We start from the raw sequence: 20,399 nt of genomic DNA, 5'->3' as shown, positions 1-20,399 counted from the left end.
CCACATCCAGCAGCTCGCGCTGCAGATGGGCATCCAGCTCGCCGGAGAGGCCCGCCTGCGCCCTGATCCAGTCCGCCAGCAGGTGATCGAAATCATCGCCGCCGAGGGCAGAATCCCCGCCGGTCGCCATCACTTCGAATACACCGCGATGCAAACGCAAAATGGAGATATCGAAGGTACCGCCCCCCAGATCGTAAACCGCGATGACCCCTTCCTGACCGGAGTCGAGGCCATAGGCAATCGCGGCCGCAGTCGGCTCGTTGAGCAGGCGCAGCACGTGCAGACCGGCCAGACGGGCCGCATCCTTGGTGCCCTGACGCTGGGCATCATCGAAATAGGCGGGCACGGTGATGACAACCCCATCGAGATCCCCACCCAGGGTCTGGGCGCCACGCTCGGCCAGTTTTTTGAGAATTTCGGCCGATACCTGCACCGGGTTGACCAGCCCCTGACGGGTCTGCAACTGCGGCATACCGTTGTCGGCGGCAACAAACTGGTAAGGCTGCTGGCGGGTATCGATATCGGCCAGCGCCTTGCCCATCATCCGTTTGACCGAGACGATGGTGTTGTGAGGATCAAGCGCCGCTTCGCGCTTGGCATCAATCCCGACTCGAATAGCGTCGCTTTGATAGTGCACCACTGACGGGAGCAGGTCGCGCCCTTGCTCATCGCAAAGGGTATCGGCGTGACCGCTGCGAACCGCAGCGACGAGAGAGTTGGTGGTGCCGAGATCGATGCCGACGGCACGTTTGTGCTGATGAGGAACAGCGCTCTGGCCGGGTTCGGCGATTTGCAGTAATGCCATGGGTAATGAAACTTCCAGCGTTAAAGGATCAAGACTCGAGAAGCGAGTCTTCGAATCGTTCCAGCTCTTCGAGGAGCTTGTCGACAAACTTGAGTTTGCGAACGCAATCAGCGGCAACGAGATCTCTGCCGGCGGCAAGAGACTCGGTCAGCTGCTGCATCAACAGCTGGTGATCATGCCTGATCTCGCTGCGAAAATCCTTGATGGCGCGCTCAGGGTCGGCGTCACCTTTCAGATCGGCCAGACGCTCACGCCACTCCAGCTGCTGCATCAGAAAAGCCGTGTCTTGCAGGGTCTGCTGTTCGCCACGAATATCGGTGCCACGAAGAGAGAGCAGATATTCGGCACGGCGCAGCGGCGCCTTGAGGGTGGTGAATGCATCGTTGATCTGGGCGGCACGCTGTACCGCTGCCAGCTGCTCCCGCTCGGGAGCAGTGGCAAAACGATCTGGATGATACTGGGTTTGCAGCTGACGGTAGGTGTCGGCCAGCTGCCGGGTATCGAGCTCGAAGCCTTCAACCAGCCCAAACAGCTCGAAATGGTTCATGCAATCCTCTTAGACACTGAAGCTTTCGCCACAACCACATTCGCCTTTAGCATTCGGGTTGTTGAATTTAAAGCCCTCGTTGAGCCCCTCTTTGACGAAATCCAGCTCGGTGCCATCCAGATGGATGAGGCTCTTGGCATCGACAATAATCTTGACGCCCTGCTGCTCAAAAACCTGATCTTCTCCGGTCAGCTCATCGACAAACTCGAGTACATAGGCAAGGCCCGAGCAGCCGGTGGTCTTGACGCCGAGGCGCAGGCCAATGCCCTTGCCCCGGTTGGTCAGAAAAGAGGAAACCCGTGCCGCGGCGGCATCTGTCATGGTAATAGCCATACTGCTCTCCGGCGCTTAGAGACCTTTCTTCTGCTTGTAATCGGCGATGGCGGCCTTGATGGCATCCTCGGCCAGAATGGAGCAGTGGATCTTCACCGGCGGCAGAGCCAGTTCTTCAGCAATGTCGGTGTTCTTGATGCCAGCCGCCTCGTCCAGCGTCTTGCCCTTGACCCATTCGGTTACCAGGGAGCTGGAGGCGATGGCAGAACCGCAACCATAGGTCTTGAACTTGGCATCTTCGATGATGCCCTCTTCGCTGATCTTCAGCTGCAGCTTCATCACGTCGCCACAGGCAGGTGCACCCACCATGCCGGTTGCAACGCTGGGATCATTCTTGTCAAAACCACCGACGTTGCGCGGATTTTCGTAGTGGTCGATTACTTTTTCACTGTAAGCCATATCTCACTCCTGCTAATTCTGTTGCTCACTGAAGTAATCAGTGATGAGCCCATTCGACCGTGTTCAGATCAACGCCATCCTTGTACATCTCCCACAGCGGAGACATCTCGCGCAGACGACCGATGGAGTCACGAATGAGGCTTGCTGCGTAGTTAATCTCTTCTTCGGTGGTGAAGCGACCGATGCTGAAACGGATGGAGCTGTGAGCCAGCTCGTCGTTCAGACCCAGCGCACGCAGAACGTAGGAGGGTTCCAGGCTGGCAGAGGTACAGGCAGAACCGGAAGAGACTGCCAGATCCTTGAGCGCCATGATGAGGGATTCCCCTTCCACATAGGCGAAGCTGACGTTGAGGTTACCGGAGACACGCTGCTCCAGATCACCGTTAAGGTAAACGGCTTCGATATCTTTCAGGCCATCCCACAGACGCTGACGCAGGGTCATCACGCGCTCGTGCTCGCTTGCCATCTCTTCTTTGGCGATACGGAAGGCTTCACCCATACCTACGATCTGGTGAGTCGGCAGGGTACCGGAACGCATGCCGCGCTCGTGGCCGCCACCGTGCATCTGGGCTTCGATACGTACGCGCGGCTTGCGGCGAACGTAGAGCGCACCGATCCCTTTCGGACCGTAGATCTTGTGGGCGGAGAGAGAGAGCAGATCAATCTTCATCGCTTCAACATCGATCTCGACCTTGCCCACGCTCTGGGCAGCATCAACGTGCAACAGGATCTTGCGGGAGCGGCACAGTTCGCCCAGTCCTTTAATGTCCTGGATCACGCCGATCTCGTTGTTCACGTGCATCATGCTGACCAGAATGGTGTCGTCACGCATGGCGTTCTCGATCATCTCGAGAGTGAAGAGACCGTTTGGCATCGGCTCGAGATAGGTCACCTCGAAGCCTTCACGCTCCAGCTGACGGCAGGTGTCGAGCACTGCTTTGTGTTCGGTTTTGGAGGTGATGATGTGCTTGCCTTTGCTGGCATAGAAGTGGGCAACACCCTTGATTGCCAAGTTGTCAGACTCGGTCGCTCCAGAGGTGAAGACAATCTCGCGCGGGTCGGCACCAATAAGCTCTGCCACTTGATTACGGGCCAGATCCACCGCCTCTTCGGCCTGCCAGCCGAAACGGTGAGAACGGGAGGCCGGATTGCCAAACAGGCCATCCATGGTGAGACACTGCATCATTTTTTCTGCGACACGCGGGTCCACCGGACAGGTTGCCGAATAATCAAGGTAAATAGGCAGTTTCATGTTTTTCTCCGTCACAGTTCGGGTCATACAGAATCCCGCTGTGGAAAGCACGTTTATAGTTGGACTTTCAAGCTCACATCGCCGTGTTCTGCCCGTTCAATCAGGGACAACACGCTTTTCATCTGTTCATCTTGCTTGCCGGCAATCCGGCGTACATCGGCCTGGCGGACCAGCTCGGCCAGCGTGATCTCGCCGAGGAAACTGGAGATCCGCTCGCTCAGATCACGCCACAGGGAGTGGGTCAGACACTGGGTACCACCATGACAGCCCCCTTTGCCGAGGCACTTGGTGGCATCCACCGACTCGTCAACCGCAGTGATCACTTGGCCGACCGAAATCTCGTCAGGAGCTAACCCGAGGCGATAACCGCCACCGGGACCGCGCACGCTGCTCACCAGGCCATGTTTGCGCAGGCGGGCAAACAGCTGCTCGAGATAGGACAAGGAGATGCCCTGGCGCTCGGAAATATCAGCGAGGGGAACAGGCCCCTGCTCTGCATGCAGCGCCACGTCGAGCATGGCGGTTACAGCGTAACGTCCTTTTGAAGTCAGTCTCATGTGCCTTACCGTCTTGCTAAGCAATTTAATGGGGCACATGGTCACATACCCGACAAAAACAGTCAAGTATATGGTTGAGTAAATCAGTCGGATTAATCCGGTACGCGCGCTTTCTGCACCGAGGTCAGAATACCGCGCAGAATGTTGAGCTCAGCTGCTTCCGGCCGAGCCCGATTGAACAGGCGACGCAGCTTGCTCATCACATGACCCGGATGGTCATCGGCAATAAAACCGGTCTTCATCAGGGTTTGTTCCAGGTGCTGATAAAACCCTTCCAGCTGTTCGGCACTGGGATAATCCAGCGCCATCTCTTCAGCAACCACGTCCAGCCCCTGCAGCCAGCGCATACGAACTTCGTAACAGAGGGTCTGCACCGCCATGGCCAGATTGAGGGAGCTGTATTCGGGGTTGGCCGGAATGGCCACGTGATAGTGGCACTTCTGCAGCTCATCGTTGGTCAGGCCGGTCCGCTCGCGACCAAAAACCAGCGCCACAGGATGCTTCATCCCTTCGGCTACCGTCATCTTGCCCGCTTCACGGGGATCGAGCATGGGCCAGCTCAGGGTGCGGGAACGAGCGCTGGTACCAATCACCAGACCACAATCGGCAATCGCATCGTCCAGTGTCGGAACGACACGGGCATTGGCAAGCACATCGCTGGCACCAGCTGCCAGGGCGAAGGCGCTTTCATCCGGCAAGGCTTGCGGATCAACCAATATCATCCGGGTCAGCCCCATGGTCTTCATGGCACGAGCCGCAGACCCCATGTTGCCGGTATGAGAGGTATTCACCAAAACGATACGAATCTGATCCAACATGCCGAGTCAATCTTCAGTCAAAAATGGCGCGCAATTGTAACATAAGAGAGCGCAATGTTGGCACCGTAAAAGGCATCCCATTTCAGCACAAAAACGAGCGCCAGTATAACAAACTGGCATGAGACGAGGAGAAGGAAAAACTAGACTTAACGGATATGTGGAACAGTTCACAGGAGAGATTCGATCATGCTTCCTCCCTTTATCTATGAGAGATTGCCAAGCGTCTACCTGCTGGTAGCCATTGCCATCATTACGTTAAGCGAGAAGCCTCTGCTCTGGTTTGCAGGCGCCTTGCTGTTTATCGCCGGGGCGGTGACCTGGATGATGCGCTCCAGCTACCGACGGACCGACCTGATTATCTTTCCAGCCAAACGCTGGCTGCAGCCGGAATGGCTCTACGAAGCCCAGCCCTTTATCTGGCTGGCGTTGGGGGTCGTGATCTCACAGTTGCCCGCCCCGGGTACACTCATGGCTCTGGTACCCTGTTTGTGGGCCTGTCGTTGTCTATGGGCACGGCACCGTTACCGCCGCCATGCCCACGGGGTGATGGTCCACTTAAGACGGGATCCCGCCCGCCGTCTGCACCGGAGTCTGCGCTGATCCGGTTCGAGCCTGCTCGATAAAGGTGGCCAGATCCATCAGGGGGTACTTCATCAGGCTCGGCAAGCTATCTAGGTCCAGACTGTCCATCAGGTTTTTCACTTCCAGCCCCAGCTCGGTATCCCCTTCAATCTTCAGCTTGCGCTGGAAGAAGAGCGAATCCGGATCCTCCTTGCGGCCGGCAATCAGGATCAGGTCGTTGGCGGTACCGCTGAAGCAGACATCGGCCTTGTCACACTCGCGAGCCACCACCAAGTAGCCATTCTGCTCACTGATAAACCAGCACAGCTCCAGATCAGAGACTTCGACTTTCAGCCACTTGTCTGCCAGAAACTCGAAATCGCCATCTTCGATAGCCTCTTTGAAAACCCGGGCCAGCAAACTCTCCATCAGCTGCTTTTGCAAATTGAAGGGAACCAGCTTGAGGGGATGGCGCAAGAAGCGCGGAGCCTGTTCGACCAGGCGACGTTGCAGTTGTTGAAACACGATAGACTCCCTTTTTTGCGCATTCAAACACAGGGAGAGTGGCAAGATCCTGTTGGAAATCAAACTTGTGCAGAGTTGAGTCAAGATGGGGAAAGCCACACAAAGCTGCCTCAGGTCAAAAAGCCAAGGAACTGTGGTGCATACAATCAGGGCTCGTTTGCCTTTCATATGCACTCTCGGAGCGTACCAATGGAATTACTCTGTCCGGCAGGCAGTTTGCCGGCACTGAAAACCGCCGTGGATAACGGGGCCGATGCCGTTTATATCGGTTTCAAGGATGACACCAATGCCCGCCACTTTGCCGGTCTCAACTTTACCGACAGCAAACTGGAGAAGGCGGTTGATTATGTGCATCAACATGGTCGCAAGCTGCATATTGCCATCAATACCTTTGCCCATCCCGGGGCCGATACGCGATGGAAACAGGCGGTTGATCGCGGGGTGGCCCTCGGCGCCGATGCGCTGATCATCGCCGATCTCGCCGTGCTGGAATATGCCAGCCGCCACTACCCCGAGATGGAACTCCATGTCTCGGTGCAGGCAAGCGCCACCAATGCCGCCGCCATTCGCTTCTATCAGCAGCAATTCAATGTCACACGAGTGGTACTGCCGCGGGTGCTCTCCATGCATCAGGTCAAGCAGCTGGCCCGCGAAACCGATGTTGGCCTCGAGGTATTCGCCTTTGGCAGCCTCTGCATCATGGCCGAGGGGCGCTGCTATCTCTCCTCCTACATGACTGGCGAGAGCCCCAACACCGTCGGCGCCTGCTCACCGGCCAAGTTCGTCCGTTGGGAAGAGACCCCGAACGGCCTCGAGTCGCGGCTCAACGAAGTGCTGATCGACCGCTACGGCCCGGGTGAAAATGCTGGCTATCCAACCCTCTGCAAGGGGCGTTTCGAGGTAGATGGCCAGACTTACCATGCACTGGAAGAGCCCACCAGTCTCAATACCCTGGGTCTCCTGCCCGAGCTGTTCCAGACCGGGATCCAGTCGGTCAAGATTGAAGGGCGCCAGCGCAGCCCCGCCTATGTGGAGCAAGTGACCAGGGTCTGGCGTGCGGCTATCGATGCCTATCAGGCCAAGCCCGAGGTCTATCAGGTCAAAGCTGAGTGGGATGCCCAGCTCGCCCGCGTCTCCGAAGGTAGCCAGACTACCCTCGGCGCCTACCATCGTCAGTGGCAATAAGGAGCCCCTATCAATGAACTTCTCTCTCGGGCCCCTGCTCTTCTACTGGCCCAAAGCCGATACCGAAGCCTTTTACCGCGCTGCAGCCCAAAGCGAAGCAGACATCGTCTATCTAGGGGAAACCGTCTGCAGCAAGCGACGTGAACTGAAAGTCGATGACTGGATCTCCCTCGCCCGCGAAGTAGCGAGCTCAGGCAAGCAGGTGGTACTCTCGACGCTGGCGCTCATCTCCGCGCCCTCCGAGCTGAAAGAGGTAAAACGGCTGGTCGACAATGGCGAACTGATGATCGAAGCCAACGATCTGGGCACAGTCCAGCTTGCCCATGAAGCGAGCATTCCATTTGTCTGTGGCCCCGCCATCAACGCCTATAACGCCGATGTGCTGCGCATGTTGCTCAAACAGGGGATGAAACGCTGGGTGATGCCGGTGGAGCTTTCACGGGACTGGCTGGTACTGCTTGAGCAGGATCTGGGGGCGACACGCCAGCAGTTCGAAGTGGAGGTGTTCGCCTACGGCCACCTGCCGCTTGCCTACTCGGCGCGCTGCTTTACCGCCCGCTCTCTCGACAAGCCAAAAGACAACTGTGAACTCGCCTGCATCAACTACCCCACCGGACGGCTGGCCAACAGCCGCGAGGGTCAGCGGGTGTTCAATCTCAACGGGATCCAGACCCAGTCCGGTTACTGCTACAACCTGGGTAACGAGCTGGCTGGTATGGAAGGTCTGGTGGATGTGGTCAGACTTTCACCGCAAGGGCTAGAGACGCTGGAGATGCTGGTCCGCTTCAAGGCCAACCAGCAGGGTGACGCGCCCCTCCCCCTGCACCAGGGTAGCGAGTGCAACGGCTACTGGCGCCAGATCCCCGGCATGAACCTGGTGGAGTAAACGCAAACCACGCAAAACAAAAAGGCCTCGCAATGAGGCCTTTTTTACACTTTCACGCTCCCTCAGGAGGGGCGATCACTCTTGCTCTGGCCACTCTGGGCGCCGGGAGGCAGCGGCTTGCGTGCCATCAGCTCCAGCTCCAGCAGGGCATAGCGATGCTCGATGAAGTCGTAGACGTTGTTGGAAAGCGCCAACTTGAAGTAGCTGATCGCCTCCTTGCGGTTACCTTTGCCCAGCTCGAACTTGCCCAGATAGAAATAGGTTTCGCACAGGCGCTCGGCGAGCTCCCGGTTATCCTTTACCCCTTTCACCACCTTGCCCATTAGCCGGGAAGCGTTGAGCTCGCCAGTATAGAGGCGTACCAGATCCCAGTTCCAGGCATCGTCATCATACTTATTGAGACGCTCGCGCATCCGGCTCATGGCGGCCGACGGGTCGAGTTTCTGCTCGGCCAGATAGAGCCAGATCACCCGATAAGGGTCTTCTGGCTGGGCCTCGTAGAAACGCTTCATGTCGGCCGCGGCCAGCTCGGGACGGTTGCCGTAATAGAGAGCGATACCACGGTTGAGATAGGCATAGTCATAATCGGGTGCCAGCTCGAGAGCGGAATCGAACGCATCATAGGCTTCATCGTAGTTCTGCTGCTGTACCAGATAGACACCGATAAAGTTATAGGCTTCGGCGAAATCCGGCTTCTCCCGCAGGGCACGGTTGAAATCGAGCCGAGCGAGGGAACGCAAGCCAACCCGATCAAACACCACGGCACGCTCATAAAATAACTCGGCACGCTGCTCCGTGGTCAGTTCCATTTCGCTCAGCATCTGCCCGAGTCGGGCGAGCGCCAGCTCGCTTTGGTAGGAGACCTGCAGGGGGGTCGCCAGTACCAGTGAAGCAGGCTGCGGCTTGGGAACCTTAGGGGTGTTAACCTGACTGCTACTGCTGCAACCCCACATGGGAAGCAACAACAGGATACCAAGGAGGTATCCAATCCCTTTCCTGACGTTCAATGAACACTCCGACGCTTACGCTTGACCCCGCATATGGTAAAGGTCAGCCGCCACTTTGTCATGTAGCTGAGCCCCTCTCCATCAAATAAATCAGGATTCGACAGGGTATCCGGCCTCCAGCCAACCGCGAAAACCACCATCGATGCTGATCACCTTGCAATAACCCATCTGCTGCAGATTGTCCGCCGCCAGAATGGAGCGAAAACCACCACCACAATAGAGGTAGAACTCGGTCTCGGGAGCCGGGAACAGGGTCTCGATATCCCGCTCAATCACACCACGACCAAGATATCGGGCACCGGGCAGATGGCCCTTGGCCCACTCGCTCTCTTCTCGCACATCGATCAGGTGAAACGAGCGCCCTTCATCCTGCCAACGCTTGATCTGGTGGACATCGGTTTCATTGACGCGGGAACGGATACCTTCTACCAAGGCCAGAAAACGGGGATTGTGTTGCATGGCAAGCTCCTTGTGTTGAAATCATCTGCCTCAGCATACGACAACAAGACAAAAAAGAGCGCCATGAGGCGCTCTTCACTGTTATGGCAGGATCTCCTGCTGGTCCGCGCCCTCTTTTTCTACCTGGGTAGGCAGCATGTGCTCGCGCTTGACGCCAAGGTACATGGCAAACGCACTGGCCACATAGATGGAAGAGTAGGTACCGAACGCCACACCAATCACCATGGCCACGGCAAAACCGTGGATCAGTGCCCCCCCCTTGAGCAGCAGCGCCAGCACCACCACGAAAGTGAGGCCGGAGGTGATAATCGTACGACTCAGGGTCTCGGTCATGGAGAGATCCAGAATGTACTCGGTATCTCCCTTGCGCACCTTGCGGAAGTTCTCCCGCAAGCGATCGAACACTACTATGGTATCGTTCAGGGAGTAACCCACCAGGGTCATCAATGCCGCCAGTACGGTCAGGTCGAACTCGTATTGGAAGTAGGCAAAGACGCCCAAGGTGATCACCACGTCATGCACCAGCGAGAGGATGCCGCCCATGGCCAGACGCCATTCGAAACGCACTGCCACGTAGATCAGGATACAGATGATGGAGGCCAGCATGGCCAGCGCACCGTCTGTGGCCAGCTCGTCACCGACCGAAGGACCGACGAACTCTACCCGTTTGAGCACAGCTCCCTCATCGAGCAGCTTGGCCGCCGCCAGCACTTCATTACCTTGCTGTTCGACCTTAACACCCTCTTTCGGCGTCAGGCGGAACAGTACATCACGGCTGGAGCCAAAGTGTTGCAGGGTTGCCCCTTCAATCTTCTGCTCTTCCAGAGCGTCGTGGATCTTGTCCAGGCTCACCGACTGCTGGAAACCCACCTCGATGGTGGTACCACCGGTGAAGTCCAGACCCCAGTTCAGACCCCGATCAAACAGGAAGAACAGGGCAATCACCATCAGCACGGAAGAGAAAACCACACCCGGCTTGGCATAGCGCATAAACGGGATCGGTTTTTCAAAATGTAGTATCTGAAACATCTCTCTATCCTCAGATGGGCAGCTTGTCGATACGCCGTCCACCCCAAGCCAGGTTGATAATGGCACGGGAAACTGTGATGGCAGTAAACATGGAGGCGGTCAGACCAATGCCCAGCGTCAGGGCAAAGCCCTTGATGGCGCCAGTACCGATACCAAACAGGATCACACAAGTGATCAGCGAGGTCACGTTGGAGTCGGCGATGGTGGAGAATGCCCGATCAAAGCCCAGATGGATGGCTTGCTGAACACCACGGCCGTTGCGGATCTCCTCACGAATTCGCTCGTAGATCAGCACGTTGGCATCCACCGCCATACCCAGCGTCAGGACGATACCGGCAATGCCCGGCAGGGTCATGGTGGCCCCCGGGATCATCGACATGATACCGACAATCAGCACCAGGTTCATACAGAGCGCCAGGTTGGCGACCCAGCCGAACGCGCGATAGTAAATGCCCATGAACAGCACGATCACCAGCATGGCCCAGCCGATGGCTTCCATACCGCTGTCGATGTTCTGCTGACCCAGGCTCGGGCCAATGGTGCGCTCTTCCACAATCTGGATCGGGGCAATCAGGGCACCGGCACGCAGCAGCAGCGCCAGGTTGTGGGCTTCGTTGGCGTTGTCGATACCTGTAATACGGAACTGGCTGCCAAGACGCGACTGGATGGTGGCGACGTTGATCACCTCCTCCTGCTTGCGGAACTTGCGCTTGCCATCCGGACCCGGTTGACCGACCGGCTTGTACTCGATGAAGACGGTCGCCATCCCTTTACCCACGTTGTCCTTGGTAAAGTTGGCCATCTTGTTGCCACCCTGGCCATCCAGCTTGATGTTGACTTGGGGACGGCTGTACTCGTCGAAACCGGACTGGGCTCCCACGATGTGGTCACCGGTCAGGATCACCCGCTTTTGCAGCACCACGGGACGACCGTTGCGATCGTTGTAGACCTTGGAGCTCGGCGGTACGCGACCGTCGGCCGCAGCCTGGATGTCTGCAGTCTCATCGACCATGTGGAATTCCAGGGTCGCAGTCGCCCCCAGGATCTCCTTGGCGCGGGCGGTATCCTGAATACCGGGCAGTTCAACGACAATGCGCTCGGCACCTTGCTGTTGTACCAGCGGCTCGGCCACCCCCAGTTCGTTGACCCGGTTACGGATGATGGTGATGTTCTGCTCGAGGGCGTACTTCTTCACTTCCTTGATCTTGGCTTCGCTCAGACCAGCCAGCAGGATGAACTCATCCCCTTTCTGCTCGGTAGTGAAGGTCAAATCAGGGTTCTGACGACGCAGATGAGAAACAGCGCGTTCCTGATCCGCTTCGTCACGGAAGATCACCTGCACCAGATCACCGGTCCGGCGCACGCCGGAGTAACGGATCTTCTGGTTGCGCAGCTCGGTGCGAAAATCCTGCACCATCTGCTCTTGCTGCTTGGTCAGTGCCTCGGCCATGTCCACTTCCATCAGGAAGTGCACACCACCACGCAGATCAAGACCCAGCTTCAGAGGCGCCGCACCGATGGCTTCGAGCCAGGCGGGAGTGGAAGGTGCCAGGTTGAGTGCGGTAATGAAGTTGTCACCCAGCTTGTTGGCAACGATATCGCGCGCCTTAAGCTGGTCTTCGGTGTTATTGAAACGGATCAGGATAAAACCGTGCTCGAATGCAGCATGTTTGACCGGGATCTTGGCCTCGTCGAGGCCCTCTTTCACCAGATCAAGAGTATCTAGCTTGACTTCGGCACCACGGCTGGCAGAAACCTGCAAAGCCGGATCTTCGCCGTAAAGATTGGGGGCTGCATATAGAAAACCGATGGCGATCACCAGGATCACCATCAGGTATTTCCACAGCGGATAGCGATTCAACACGCTGTGCTCCTTGGGAGATTAAAGGGACTGGATAGAACCCTTGGGCAAAACGGCAGAGACGAAGTCCTTTTTGATGGTGACTTGAGTCTGGTCGTTCAGGGCGATCACCAGGTAATCGCTGTCTGCAGCCACTTTGGCAATTTTGCCAACCAGGCCACCGGAAGTGAGCACTTCATCACCCTTGGACAAGGAGCTCATCAGATTGCGGTGATCCTTGGCACGCTTGGCCTGGGGACGATAGAACATGAAGTAGAAGATCAGGCCGAATACGGCCAGCATGATGATCATTTCCATACCACCACCCTGTGCACCCGGAACTGCGCCTTCTGCATACGCCTTGGAGATAATGCTCATTTAACAACCTCTTATTGATGTAGATTTGAAAACTGAATTATATATTGTTGTTATTTAACGTCATTTTCAGCTAACGGAGGCACAGGCTTCCCTTGCCGACGGTAAAACTCTGTTACAAAGTCGTCTAATTTACCCTGCTCGATCGCGTCCCGCAAACCCTGCATCACACGCTGGTAGTAACGCAGGTTATGAATCGTATTCAGACGGGCACCGAGGATCTCGTTGCACTTGTCCAGATGGTGCAGGTAGCTGCGGCTGTAGTTCTTGCAGGTGTAGCAATCACACTCGGCATCCAGGGTGCTGGTGTCGCTGCGATACTTGGCGTTGCGGATCTTCACGACGCCATCGGTGGTGAACAGGTGGCCGTTGCGGGCGTTGCGGGTCGGCATCACGCAGTCGAACATGTCGATACCACGGCGCACCCCTTCCACCAGATCTTCCGGCTTGCCGACACCCATCAGGTAACGCGGCTTGTCAGCCGGAATTTTCGGGCAGACGTGCTCGAGGATGCGGTGCATATCCTCTTTGGGTTCACCCACGGCCAGACCACCGACCGCATAACCGTCGAAATCGATCTCCAGCAGCCCCTTGAGGGAGACATCCCGCAAATCTTCGTAAACCGAGCCCTGAATGATGCCGAACAGGGCGTTCTTGTTACCCAGCGCATCAAACTTGTCACGGGAACGCTTGCCCCAGCGCAGGGACATCTCCATGGACTTGCGCGCTTCTTCATAAGTGGCCGGGTACGGGGTGCACTCGTCGAAGATCATCACGATGTCGGAGCCCAGATCGTACTGGATCTCCATGGACTTCTCGGGGTCGAGGAAGATCTTCTCGCCATTGATAGGGTGACGGAAGTGGACGCCCGCTTCGGTGATCTTGCGAATATGGCCCAGGCTGAACACCTGGAAACCACCGGAGTCGGTCAGGATCGGGCCCTGCCAGTTCATGAAATCGTGCAGATCGCCGTGGGCACGCATCACTTCCTGACCCGGGCGCAGCCAGAGGTGGAAGGTGTTACCCAGCAGGATCTGGGCGCCGGTTTCACGCACTTCTTCAGGGGTCATTCCCTTGACGGTGCCGTACGTCCCGACCGGCATAAAGGCCGGCGTTTGTACCACACCACGTTCGAAGACCAGTTGACCGCGACGGGCACGGCCGTCGGTGGTTTTCAGTTCAAATTTCATTGCTACCTCGGCTGCGTCAGATAAACAGTCTGACAATAGGAGGGCCGCTCACGGCCCGGTAAATAAGCTGAAGCTTATGCTTCAACCTGGCGACGGGTGACGAACATGGCGTCCCCGTAGCTGAAGAAACGGTACTGCCCGGCCACGGCTGCCTGATAGGCCGCCATCACATTGTCATAACCGGCAAAGGCGCTGACCAGCATGATCAGGGTCGACTCCGGCAGATGGAAGTTGGTGACCATGGCATCGACAATCTGGAACTGGTAGCCAGGGAAGATGAAGATATCGGTGTCACTAAAGAAGGGCGCCAGCGGTTTGCCCTGTGCCAGGGTGACCTTGGCCGCGCTCTCCAGCGAACGCACCGACGTGGTCCCCACCGCGATTACCCGACCACCACGGGCACGGGTGGCCGCGATGGCATCCACCACCTCTAGCGGCACTTCCGCATACTCGGAGTGCATGTGGTGATCTTCAATTTTCTCTACCCGCACCGGCTGGAAGGTCCCCGCCCCTACATGCAGGGTCACGAAGGCCGTTTCAACCCCTTTGGCCCGAATTTTCTCAAGCAGCGGCTCATCAAAGTGCAGACCGGCGGTCGGCGCGGCAACGGCGCCGGGCTTCCGATTGTAAACGGTCTGGTAACGCTCCTTGTCGGCATCCTCGTCGGGACGGTCGATATAGGGGGGCAACGGCATGTGACCGATGGCCTCCAAAATCTCCAGCACCGGACGCGGGTCGAGGAAGTGGATCTCGAACAGAGCGTCGTGGCGGGCGCGCATCTCGGCTTCAACGCCACCATCCATGATCATCCGGGTGCCGGGCTTGGGCGCCTTGGAGGCACGGACATGGGCCAGCACGCTGTGCTCGTCCAGAATGCGCTCGACCAGAACCTCCAGCTTGCCACCGCTGGCCTTCTGGCCAAACATGCGCGCCGGAATGACACGGGTGTTGTTAAATACCAGCAGGTCACCCGGATTGAGCTGATCCAGCACATCCACAAATTGACCGTGGCGCAGGGCGCCAGTTTGACCATCGAGCTGCAACAGGCGGCTGGCGGTACGCTCTGCCATCGGATAGCGGGCAATCAGCTCGTCTGGCAGATCAAAATGAAAATCGGATACTTGCATCTTTCACCTCGGGGGGAATCGGCGGCTAGTCTAGTTATCCCCATCTTCCAAGGCAACCCAAAAGACCAAAAACCCAAGAGAGACAAGGGGTAGCGAGCAATATTGAGACACACCTCCGGTTAATGATTCTTTAATGTTCTGTATTGACCCTGATCATGTTTTGCCAGTTGGGGCTGGGCTAGGGTGAAAGCAGATACACAAGGAGGCCCACCATGATGACCCTATCCGAAATCATGACCGAACACCCCTTCACTCTGGGTCCGTCAAACAGTGTCAAACAGGCGATGGACCTGATGCAGCAGGAGCGGATCCGCCACATTCCCATCGTCGACGAGCAGCACCACCTGCTGGGGCTGGTGACCCTCACCGATATCCTGGCTACCCGGGAATCCAAACTGCTGCTCATCAGCCCGGAGCGGGAAGCCGAATTTACCGATAGCGTGCAACTCGACGAGATCATGACACGGCAAGTGGCGAGCGTAGATCCTCACGCCGGCATCAAGGAGGCGGCACTTTACCTGCAGCGGCACAGATATGGCTGCCTGCCGGTACTCAAAGGACGCAAGCTGATCGGCATTGTCACCGAGTCGGACTTTATTACCGTAGCCATCAACCTGCTGGAATTGATGGAAGAGCAGGAACCACCTACCGACTTTTGATAGATCAACTTGTAATTAAATTACAAAAAAAGCATTTTCAGCCGTCAGAATAAGCTGAAATGATGAAACACTTTCATTTTGATTGAAAAATTACACCAAATACTTGCCTTGTGATCTGCGTCACACTATCATCCCTCTCATGCAATAGTTGCCGAGGGGGAGAGGAGGGATTGTGCACCCATTATCTTCCTCTCATATGTCTGCAAGTTTGCACACCCCGTAGTTAGTCTTTGCTGTAAAGCATTTGTTTATATAGCCATTCCTTGTTTGATGACCCGGCCCTGTCGTTGCGATAGCGCCGGGATTTTTTTATCTGTGTTTTCTGCTCTCCCCCTTGTCAGCACATCCCCATCGCTGCGACCAGTTCCCTCAACCTCCGGCGCCACCTGTTTGCACCACCGTTTATCTCATCGCGTCATCATGGCTCTGCCCCCCTTCATATGCCTTGAAAAGGCGATATAGCGCACATATATTGAACCACAACAAAGAGTTATCTCAGTAATTCCGAGATATTCATGTCAGGTACAGCCACAGTCATTTATCTAATAAGTAGATTTAAGCGATTCAAAATTGCGGCTTTCATCGATTAGCAGAAGCCCCTATGATGAATCCATCGAAAGTTAAACGCCCCGTCTGGCCAACTTTTGTAATACCAGACTGGCATATGTACATCACCAAGGAGCTAATAGATGTCTACCTACATCAACACTGAAATCAAGCCGTTCAATGCTACCGCTTACCACAATGGCAAATTCGTTCAGGTGTCTGACGCTGACCTGAAAGGCAAGTGGTCCGTGGTCTTCTTCTACCCGGCTGACTTCACCTTCGTTTGCCCGACCGAGCTGGGCGACCTGGCTGACAACTACGCTGAATTCCAGAAACTGGGCGTCGAGATCTACTCTGTCTCTACCGACACCCACTTCACTCACAAAGCATGGCACGACACTTCTGACACCATTCAGAAGATCCAGTACCCGATGATTGGTGACCCGACTGGTACCATCACCCGCAACTTCGGCGTGATGATCGAAGAAGCTGGTCTGGCTGACCGCGGTACCTTCGTGATTGACCCGCAGGGCATCATCCAGATCGTCGAGATCAACGCTGGCGGTATCGGCCGTGACGCACTGGAACTGCTGCGCAAAGTCAAAGCGGCCCAGTATGTTGCCTCCCACCCGGGTGAAGTGTGCCCGGCTAAATGGAAAGAAGGCGAAGCCACTCTGGCCCCGTCCCTGGATCTGGTAGGCAAGATCTAAGCCTCCCGCTTCCAAGACCGGCCCGCATAAGGGCCGGTTTTGTTTCCGGCCCCAAGCAAAGGCGCCGGTCTGCTTTCCGGCTTACATCTCACGCCGACCCGCAATCACAAGAAGGAATTCGAAGATGTTGGATACCAACCTCAAACAACAGCTGAACACCTATCTGCAGTACATCGTCAATCCCATCGAGATCAGCGTGTCCGGCAACGACAGCGACAAATCTGCAGAGCTGCTGGCACTGGCCAGCGAGATCGCCGATATGTCCCCCAAGATCACCCAGACCTCTGGCACTGCCGCTCGCAAGCCTTCCATGAGTGTCGCGACGCAGGGCCAAGTCCCGCGCGTTCACTTTGCCGGCATCCCAATGGGTCATGAATTTACCTCTCTGGTGCTCGCCCTGCTGCAAAGCGGCGGCCACCCCTCCAAGGTCGATGCAGCCGTGCAGGAGCAGATCCGCAATCTCAAAGGTGAGTTCCACTTCGAGACCTATATCTCCCTCTCCTGCCACAACTGCCCGGACGTAGTACAGGCTCTCAACCTGATGGCGACCCTGAACCCCGGCATCACCCACACCATGATCGATGGCGCCCTGTTCCAGGAAGAAGTCGCCGAGCGTCAAATCATGGCGGTACCGAATGTCTACCTGAACGGCCAACCGTTCAGCCAGGGCCGCATCTCGCTGGAAGAGATCGTCGCCAAACTCGACACCGGCGCCGCCGAGCGCAAAGCCGCCGAGCTGAATGAGAAAGATCCCTACGACGTACTGGTGGTGGGCGGTGGCCCGGCTGGCGCCGCAGCGGCCATCTATGCCGCCCGTAAAGGCATTCGCACCGCCATCGTTGCCGAGCGTTTCGGTGGTCAGGTGATGGACACCGTCGGTATCGAGAACTTTATCTCCGTCCCCTACACCGAAGGCCCCAAGCTGGCCGCCAGCCTGGAGCAGCACGTCAAACAGTACGGCGTGGAAGTGATCACCGAACAGCGGGCCGCCGCTATCAGCAAAGATGGGTATGTGAACGTGGATCTCGCCTCCGGTGCCACCTTGAAGAGCCGTGCAGTGATCCTAGCGACCGGTGCCCGCTGGCGTGATCTGAACGTACCGGGTGAGCTCGAGTACCGCACCAAGGGCGTGGCCTACTGCCCGCACTGTGACGGCCCCTTCTTCAAGGGCAAGCGAGTGGCGGTGATCGGTGGCGGTAACTCCGGCATCGAGGCGGCCATCGATCTGGCTGGCATCGTCGAACACGTCACCGTGGTGGAATTTGCCGATACCCTGCGTGCCGATGAAGTGCTGCAGAAGAAGGCTCGCTCCATGGGCAATATCGACATCATCATGAGCGCTCGCACCACCGAAGTGATCGGTGATGGCAGCAAGGTGGTCGGTATGGATTACGAAGATCGCACCACCGGCGAGATCAAACACTTAGGCGTGGCTGGCATCTTCGTCCAGATCGGTCTGGTACCGAACACCGAGTTCCTGAAAGGGAGCGCGATTGCCCTGACCCGCTTTGGCGAGATCGAGATCGATACCAAGGGCACCACCTCCCTGCCCGGCGTCTATGCCGCAGGAGATGCCACCACTGTGCCGTTCAAGCAGATCATAATCTCCATGGGTGCAGGAGCGACCGCCGCGCTGGGAGCGTTTGACTACCTCATTCGCACGCCAGTACCGGAAGCGACCAAGGCTGACGCCGTCACCGCCTGATAGCCCCGCCAATATGAGCAAGCCGGCACCTCAGTGTCGGCTTTTTGTCTCTTTTCCTATGAAAAAAACCGCATCAGGTGCGGTTTTTTCAATCACGACATCAGCCTCATTCGAGCAGGAACACAGCGTCGATATTGTCAGTCACCGTGATTTGCTGCTGTTGATAGCTGTTGGCAGCCATATCCGGTGCGGGAGCGGCAGCCATCGCCATCGCTTTGAAATTGCGACTATAAAAAGGCATCGGGGATGTGTTGCGGTACTCCACGCTATACACCTTGCCCAGCTTCATGCCGAATGCCTTGGCCAGCGACTCGGCCTTGCTCTTGGCATCGTCCACCGCCCCCAATCGAGCCTGCTCCTTGACGATTTGAGGCGATTTCAGGCCGTATTCGATTTGTGATACCGACTCCAACCCGGCTTTGAGCGCGGTATCCATCAGGGGGCTCAATTTATCCAGCTGATAGAGTTTGACAGCCAATTGCCGTTGGGCACGGTATCCCAGCAATACCGGCTTCTTGTTCTCGCCATACTGATATTCCGGAGAAACCATCAGGTTGCCAGCATCAACATCGCTGCGCTTGATCCCCAACCCTTCCAGTTGGCTGAAAAAGGCTGCGACCTTGGTATCGACCTGCTGCTTAGCCTTGAGCCCCTGTTTTGCCAGCGCGGTAACCGACACATGGAGCGTTAGCATGTCCGGTTCCACCTTCTGCTCAGCGTAACCACTCACCACCAGATGGGGTGCCTGAGGCACTTCCAGAGCATACAAGGGGACACTGACAACCAGCGCAGAAAGGGTAAGAAGGGGACGCCACATATAAAAAACCTCAATCAAAAAATTGAGGCCATTATGCTCCTGGCAAACGGGAATTTATATATCGTGCAGTGGCGGCATCTGATCCAGCACCTGATTGGTCAAATCCAAGCTGATGGTGACCACGCTGCAGACATCTGGGCTCTGCTCTACCTTATCTTGTGACGATGTCGCACCGCAGACCTGCACCTCATCATCAAAATGGAACGAATTCCACGACAAAATGTGTCCTTGTCGCTGGGTGTGCCCCCCTGTTACTGCACACGCCTCCATTGCTACAGACCAAGGGATACTCTCGGAGTGACCAAGCAGATCTTGCAATGATGGGGAACAAAAACTGACCAGAGAGTATTCCTGCTGACCGAGCTCATGTCCAACCAGAATGACAGAGCGAGACTCCTCTGCATCCATAGATGGGGTATAGGTGATCCATGCGGCGGCAAAATCGACACAGAGCGATCCAGCTACATCACCGGCCTCATTCTCTATCTCCACCGCATCCAGCCGATCACCTGCGATCGAAGCTTGATAGCCAAACTGGCCGGCACAGGTAATGTTACCCTGCCCATCCCAGCTATAACGGATGCCATCAATGTCGACCCAGTTGAATGACTGCATAATTAGCCCCCTTCTCTACGGTCGCTATCATATCTATCTCCTTGGAGAAAAAACAGGGGCCAGGCTGACCTGGCCCCGACACGAGGTTACGGATCAACCTTTAGATTGCCCTGATTCAACAGGTCTTCAATAATGGTCTGATCGTTACGCGTACCTCCCGCTGTCAGGTCAATGTTGTCAAACTGGATGATATGGGCAGTTGTACCAGCACCTGATCCATCAAGATCGATCGTAAGTGTGGATTTGCCTGTTCCTGGACCTGTAGCAAACGTGAGGTAGGCATCCAGCGAGGTCTTGTTTGCATGTTCTCCCATGAGCAACTCGCTGATATCCAGTACATCTCCGCCAGCACCGATGGTGAAGTCTTTAATGACATCTACGCCACCGATATCACCCACCCCCCACTTAAAGGTGTCTTTACCGCCTCCACCTGTCAGGGTGTCGCCATCAGC

Annotated in this window: 24 protein-coding genes; 6 read left to right on the top strand and 18 right to left on the bottom strand. The window is 56.5% G+C overall.

The genetic code is table 11. From position 1 onward, the window contains the following. The 7 genes from ACRAUW_RS09810 to trmJ all read right to left on the bottom strand — a co-directional run. Nucleotides 1–805, bottom strand: an 805-nt coding sequence (locus ACRAUW_RS09810) for an Hsp70 family protein (RefSeq protein WP_431362131.1), incomplete at its 3' end; no start/stop codon positions are given. Between the two features lie 28 nt (nucleotides 806–833). Next, nucleotides 834–1,352 (bottom strand): co-chaperone HscB, encoded by a 519-nt coding sequence (gene hscB, locus ACRAUW_RS09805; RefSeq protein WP_431362130.1) that lies wholly within the window; start codon nucleotides 1,350–1,352, stop codon nucleotides 834–836. Nucleotides 1,353–1,361: 9 nt separating this feature from the next. Further along, nucleotides 1,362–1,685, bottom strand: a complete 324-nt coding sequence (gene iscA / locus ACRAUW_RS09800) for an iron-sulfur cluster assembly protein IscA (RefSeq protein WP_041207418.1) — start codon at nucleotides 1,683–1,685, stop codon at nucleotides 1,362–1,364. Nucleotides 1,686–1,700: 15 nt separating this feature from the next. Continuing rightward, on the bottom strand, nucleotides 1,701–2,084 hold the full coding sequence (iscU, locus tag ACRAUW_RS09795) for a Fe-S cluster assembly scaffold IscU (protein WP_033114498.1): 384 nt from the start codon (nucleotides 2,082–2,084) through the stop codon (nucleotides 1,701–1,703). Between the two features lie 37 nt (nucleotides 2,085–2,121). Next, entirely contained in the window at nucleotides 2,122–3,336 is a 1,215-nt protein-coding gene (locus ACRAUW_RS09790) for an IscS subfamily cysteine desulfurase (protein WP_431362129.1), read from the bottom strand. A 53-nt stretch (nucleotides 3,337–3,389) separates the two neighbouring features. Then, nucleotides 3,390–3,893: a Fe-S cluster assembly transcriptional regulator IscR gene (gene iscR, locus ACRAUW_RS09785; RefSeq protein WP_041207415.1), complete on the bottom strand. Its 504-nt coding sequence runs from the start codon at nucleotides 3,891–3,893 to the stop codon at nucleotides 3,390–3,392. Nucleotides 3,894–3,985: 92 nt separating this feature from the next. Next, nucleotides 3,986–4,711, bottom strand: a complete 726-nt coding sequence (gene trmJ, locus ACRAUW_RS09780; protein WP_431362128.1) for a tRNA (cytosine(32)/uridine(32)-2'-O)-methyltransferase TrmJ — start codon at nucleotides 4,709–4,711, stop codon at nucleotides 3,986–3,988. A 186-nt stretch (nucleotides 4,712–4,897) separates the two neighbouring features. Between trmJ and ACRAUW_RS09775 the strand changes: the two genes are divergently transcribed. Beyond that, complete coding sequence (locus ACRAUW_RS09775) at nucleotides 4,898–5,311, top strand: hypothetical protein (protein WP_431362127.1); 414 nt, start codon at nucleotides 4,898–4,900, stop codon at nucleotides 5,309–5,311. Here the strand turns inward: ACRAUW_RS09775 and ubiT are convergent. After that, nucleotides 5,267–5,797, bottom strand: a complete 531-nt coding sequence (ubiT, locus tag ACRAUW_RS09770; RefSeq protein WP_431362126.1) for a ubiquinone anaerobic biosynthesis accessory factor UbiT — start codon at nucleotides 5,795–5,797, stop codon at nucleotides 5,267–5,269. The genes ACRAUW_RS09775 and ubiT overlap by 45 nt on opposite strands. Nucleotides 5,798–5,986: 189 nt before the next feature. Between ubiT and ubiU the strand changes: the two genes are divergently transcribed. Both ubiU and ACRAUW_RS09760 read left to right on the top strand, forming a co-directional pair. Further along, entirely contained in the window at nucleotides 5,987–6,982 is a 996-nt protein-coding gene (ubiU, locus tag ACRAUW_RS09765) for a ubiquinone anaerobic biosynthesis protein UbiU (RefSeq protein ID WP_431362125.1), read from the top strand. A 13-nt stretch (nucleotides 6,983–6,995) separates the two neighbouring features. Further along, nucleotides 6,996–7,868, top strand: coding sequence for a U32 family peptidase (locus tag ACRAUW_RS09760; RefSeq protein WP_431362124.1), 873 nt, complete (start codon nucleotides 6,996–6,998; stop codon nucleotides 7,866–7,868). A 62-nt stretch (nucleotides 7,869–7,930) separates the two neighbouring features. On the opposite strand, the gene nlpI is transcribed toward ACRAUW_RS09760, so the two are convergent. From nlpI to queA, 7 genes are all read right to left on the bottom strand, one after another. Continuing rightward, nucleotides 7,931–8,875: a lipoprotein NlpI gene (nlpI, locus tag ACRAUW_RS09755; RefSeq protein ID WP_431362123.1), complete on the bottom strand. Its 945-nt coding sequence runs from the start codon at nucleotides 8,873–8,875 to the stop codon at nucleotides 7,931–7,933. Nucleotides 8,876–8,965: 90 nt separating this feature from the next. Beyond that, nucleotides 8,966–9,334, bottom strand: a complete 369-nt coding sequence (locus ACRAUW_RS09750) for a rhodanese-like domain-containing protein (protein WP_431362122.1) — start codon at nucleotides 9,332–9,334, stop codon at nucleotides 8,966–8,968. A gap of 81 nt (nucleotides 9,335–9,415) precedes the next feature. After that, complete coding sequence (gene secF, locus ACRAUW_RS09745; protein WP_431362121.1) at nucleotides 9,416–10,363, bottom strand: protein translocase subunit SecF; 948 nt, start codon at nucleotides 10,361–10,363, stop codon at nucleotides 9,416–9,418. A gap of 10 nt (nucleotides 10,364–10,373) precedes the next feature. Further along, on the bottom strand, nucleotides 10,374–12,227 hold the full coding sequence (gene secD / locus ACRAUW_RS09740) for a protein translocase subunit SecD (protein WP_431362120.1): 1,854 nt from the start codon (nucleotides 12,225–12,227) through the stop codon (nucleotides 10,374–10,376). An 18-nt stretch (nucleotides 12,228–12,245) separates the two neighbouring features. Next, nucleotides 12,246–12,581 carry a preprotein translocase subunit YajC gene (gene yajC, locus ACRAUW_RS09735; RefSeq protein WP_431362119.1) on the bottom strand — a complete coding sequence of 112 codons (336 nt, stop codon included), beginning with the start codon at nucleotides 12,579–12,581 and terminating at the stop codon, nucleotides 12,246–12,248. 50 nt (nucleotides 12,582–12,631) lie between these two features. After that, nucleotides 12,632–13,768: a tRNA guanosine(34) transglycosylase Tgt gene (tgt, locus tag ACRAUW_RS09730; protein WP_431362118.1), complete on the bottom strand. Its 1,137-nt coding sequence runs from the start codon at nucleotides 13,766–13,768 to the stop codon at nucleotides 12,632–12,634. Nucleotides 13,769–13,842: 74 nt separating this feature from the next. Beyond that, entirely contained in the window at nucleotides 13,843–14,895 is a 1,053-nt protein-coding gene (gene queA / locus ACRAUW_RS09725) for a tRNA preQ1(34) S-adenosylmethionine ribosyltransferase-isomerase QueA (protein ID WP_431362117.1), read from the bottom strand. 212 nt (nucleotides 14,896–15,107) lie between these two features. Between queA and ACRAUW_RS09720 the strand changes: the two genes are divergently transcribed. The 3 genes from ACRAUW_RS09720 (at nucleotide 15,108) to ahpF (ending at nucleotide 18,515) form a co-directional block, all read left to right on the top strand. Beyond that, nucleotides 15,108–15,554, top strand: a complete 447-nt coding sequence (locus ACRAUW_RS09720; protein WP_431362116.1) for a CBS domain-containing protein — start codon at nucleotides 15,108–15,110, stop codon at nucleotides 15,552–15,554. A 689-nt stretch (nucleotides 15,555–16,243) separates the two neighbouring features. After that, nucleotides 16,244–16,810, top strand: a complete 567-nt coding sequence (gene ahpC, locus ACRAUW_RS09715) for an alkyl hydroperoxide reductase subunit C (protein WP_005337335.1) — start codon at nucleotides 16,244–16,246, stop codon at nucleotides 16,808–16,810. Between the two features lie 124 nt (nucleotides 16,811–16,934). Next, a complete protein-coding gene (ahpF, locus tag ACRAUW_RS09710; RefSeq protein WP_431362115.1) occupies nucleotides 16,935–18,515 on the top strand; it encodes an alkyl hydroperoxide reductase subunit F in 1,581 nt (526 codons plus the stop codon). A 106-nt stretch (nucleotides 18,516–18,621) separates the two neighbouring features. On the opposite strand, the gene ACRAUW_RS09705 is transcribed toward ahpF, so the two are convergent. From ACRAUW_RS09705 to ACRAUW_RS09695, 3 genes are all read right to left on the bottom strand, one after another. Further along, nucleotides 18,622–19,332, bottom strand: a complete 711-nt coding sequence (locus tag ACRAUW_RS09705; protein ID WP_431362114.1) for an SIMPL domain-containing protein — start codon at nucleotides 19,330–19,332, stop codon at nucleotides 18,622–18,624. 54 nt (nucleotides 19,333–19,386) lie between these two features. After that, a complete protein-coding gene (locus ACRAUW_RS09700) occupies nucleotides 19,387–19,947 on the bottom strand; it encodes a hypothetical protein (RefSeq protein WP_431362113.1) in 561 nt (186 codons plus the stop codon). A gap of 86 nt (nucleotides 19,948–20,033) precedes the next feature. Then, the coding region (locus ACRAUW_RS09695; protein ID WP_431362112.1) for a type I secretion C-terminal target domain-containing protein at nucleotides 20,034–20,399 on the bottom strand (366 nt) is incomplete at its 5' end.

It is taken from the genome of Aeromonas sp. (assembly GCF_050633025.1).
GTDB lineage: Bacteria > Pseudomonadota > Gammaproteobacteria > Enterobacterales > Aeromonadaceae > Aeromonas.
The sequence above is the reverse complement of the archived record's forward strand: the minus strand, read 5'-3'. Positions and strand labels throughout refer to the sequence as shown.

What these genes read in the sequence shown, in the direction of transcription:
- ACRAUW_RS09790 (WP_431362129.1), bottom strand. Translation starts at nt 3,336, where the DNA reads ATGAAACTGCCTATTTACCTTGATTATTCGGCAACCTGTCCGGTGGAC.
- ahpF (WP_431362115.1), top strand. Translation starts at nt 16,935, where the DNA reads ATGTTGGATACCAACCTCAAACAACAGCTGAACACCTATCTGCAGTAC.
- secF (WP_431362121.1), bottom strand. Translation starts at nt 10,363, where the DNA reads ATGTTTCAGATACTACATTTTGAAAAACCGATCCCGTTTATGCGCTAT.
- tgt (WP_431362118.1), bottom strand. Translation starts at nt 13,768, where the DNA reads ATGAAATTTGAACTGAAAACCACCGACGGCCGTGCCCGTCGCGGTCAA.
- queA (WP_431362117.1), bottom strand. Translation starts at nt 14,895, where the DNA reads ATGCAAGTATCCGATTTTCATTTTGATCTGCCAGACGAGCTGATTGCC.
- ACRAUW_RS09720 (WP_431362116.1), top strand. Translation starts at nt 15,108, where the DNA reads ATGATGACCCTATCCGAAATCATGACCGAACACCCCTTCACTCTGGGT.
- ahpC (WP_005337335.1), top strand. Translation starts at nt 16,244, where the DNA reads ATGTCTACCTACATCAACACTGAAATCAAGCCGTTCAATGCTACCGCT.
- ACRAUW_RS09705 (WP_431362114.1), bottom strand. Translation starts at nt 19,332, where the DNA reads ATGTGGCGTCCCCTTCTTACCCTTTCTGCGCTGGTTGTCAGTGTCCCC.
- ACRAUW_RS09750 (WP_431362122.1), bottom strand. Translation starts at nt 9,334, where the DNA reads ATGCAACACAATCCCCGTTTTCTGGCCTTGGTAGAAGGTATCCGTTCC.
- hscB (WP_431362130.1), bottom strand. Translation starts at nt 1,352, where the DNA reads ATGAACCATTTCGAGCTGTTTGGGCTGGTTGAAGGCTTCGAGCTCGAT.
- ubiU (WP_431362125.1), top strand. Translation starts at nt 5,987, where the DNA reads ATGGAATTACTCTGTCCGGCAGGCAGTTTGCCGGCACTGAAAACCGCC.
- iscU (WP_033114498.1), bottom strand. Translation starts at nt 2,084, where the DNA reads ATGGCTTACAGTGAAAAAGTAATCGACCACTACGAAAATCCGCGCAAC.
- iscA (WP_041207418.1), bottom strand. Translation starts at nt 1,685, where the DNA reads ATGGCTATTACCATGACAGATGCCGCCGCGGCACGGGTTTCCTCTTTT.
- ACRAUW_RS09760 (WP_431362124.1), top strand. Translation starts at nt 6,996, where the DNA reads ATGAACTTCTCTCTCGGGCCCCTGCTCTTCTACTGGCCCAAAGCCGAT.
- ACRAUW_RS09700 (WP_431362113.1), bottom strand. Translation starts at nt 19,947, where the DNA reads ATGCAGTCATTCAACTGGGTCGACATTGATGGCATCCGTTATAGCTGG.
- ACRAUW_RS09775 (WP_431362127.1), top strand. Translation starts at nt 4,898, where the DNA reads ATGCTTCCTCCCTTTATCTATGAGAGATTGCCAAGCGTCTACCTGCTG.
- trmJ (WP_431362128.1), bottom strand. Translation starts at nt 4,711, where the DNA reads ATGTTGGATCAGATTCGTATCGTTTTGGTGAATACCTCTCATACCGGC.
- iscR (WP_041207415.1), bottom strand. Translation starts at nt 3,893, where the DNA reads ATGAGACTGACTTCAAAAGGACGTTACGCTGTAACCGCCATGCTCGAC.
- yajC (WP_431362119.1), bottom strand. Translation starts at nt 12,581, where the DNA reads ATGAGCATTATCTCCAAGGCGTATGCAGAAGGCGCAGTTCCGGGTGCA.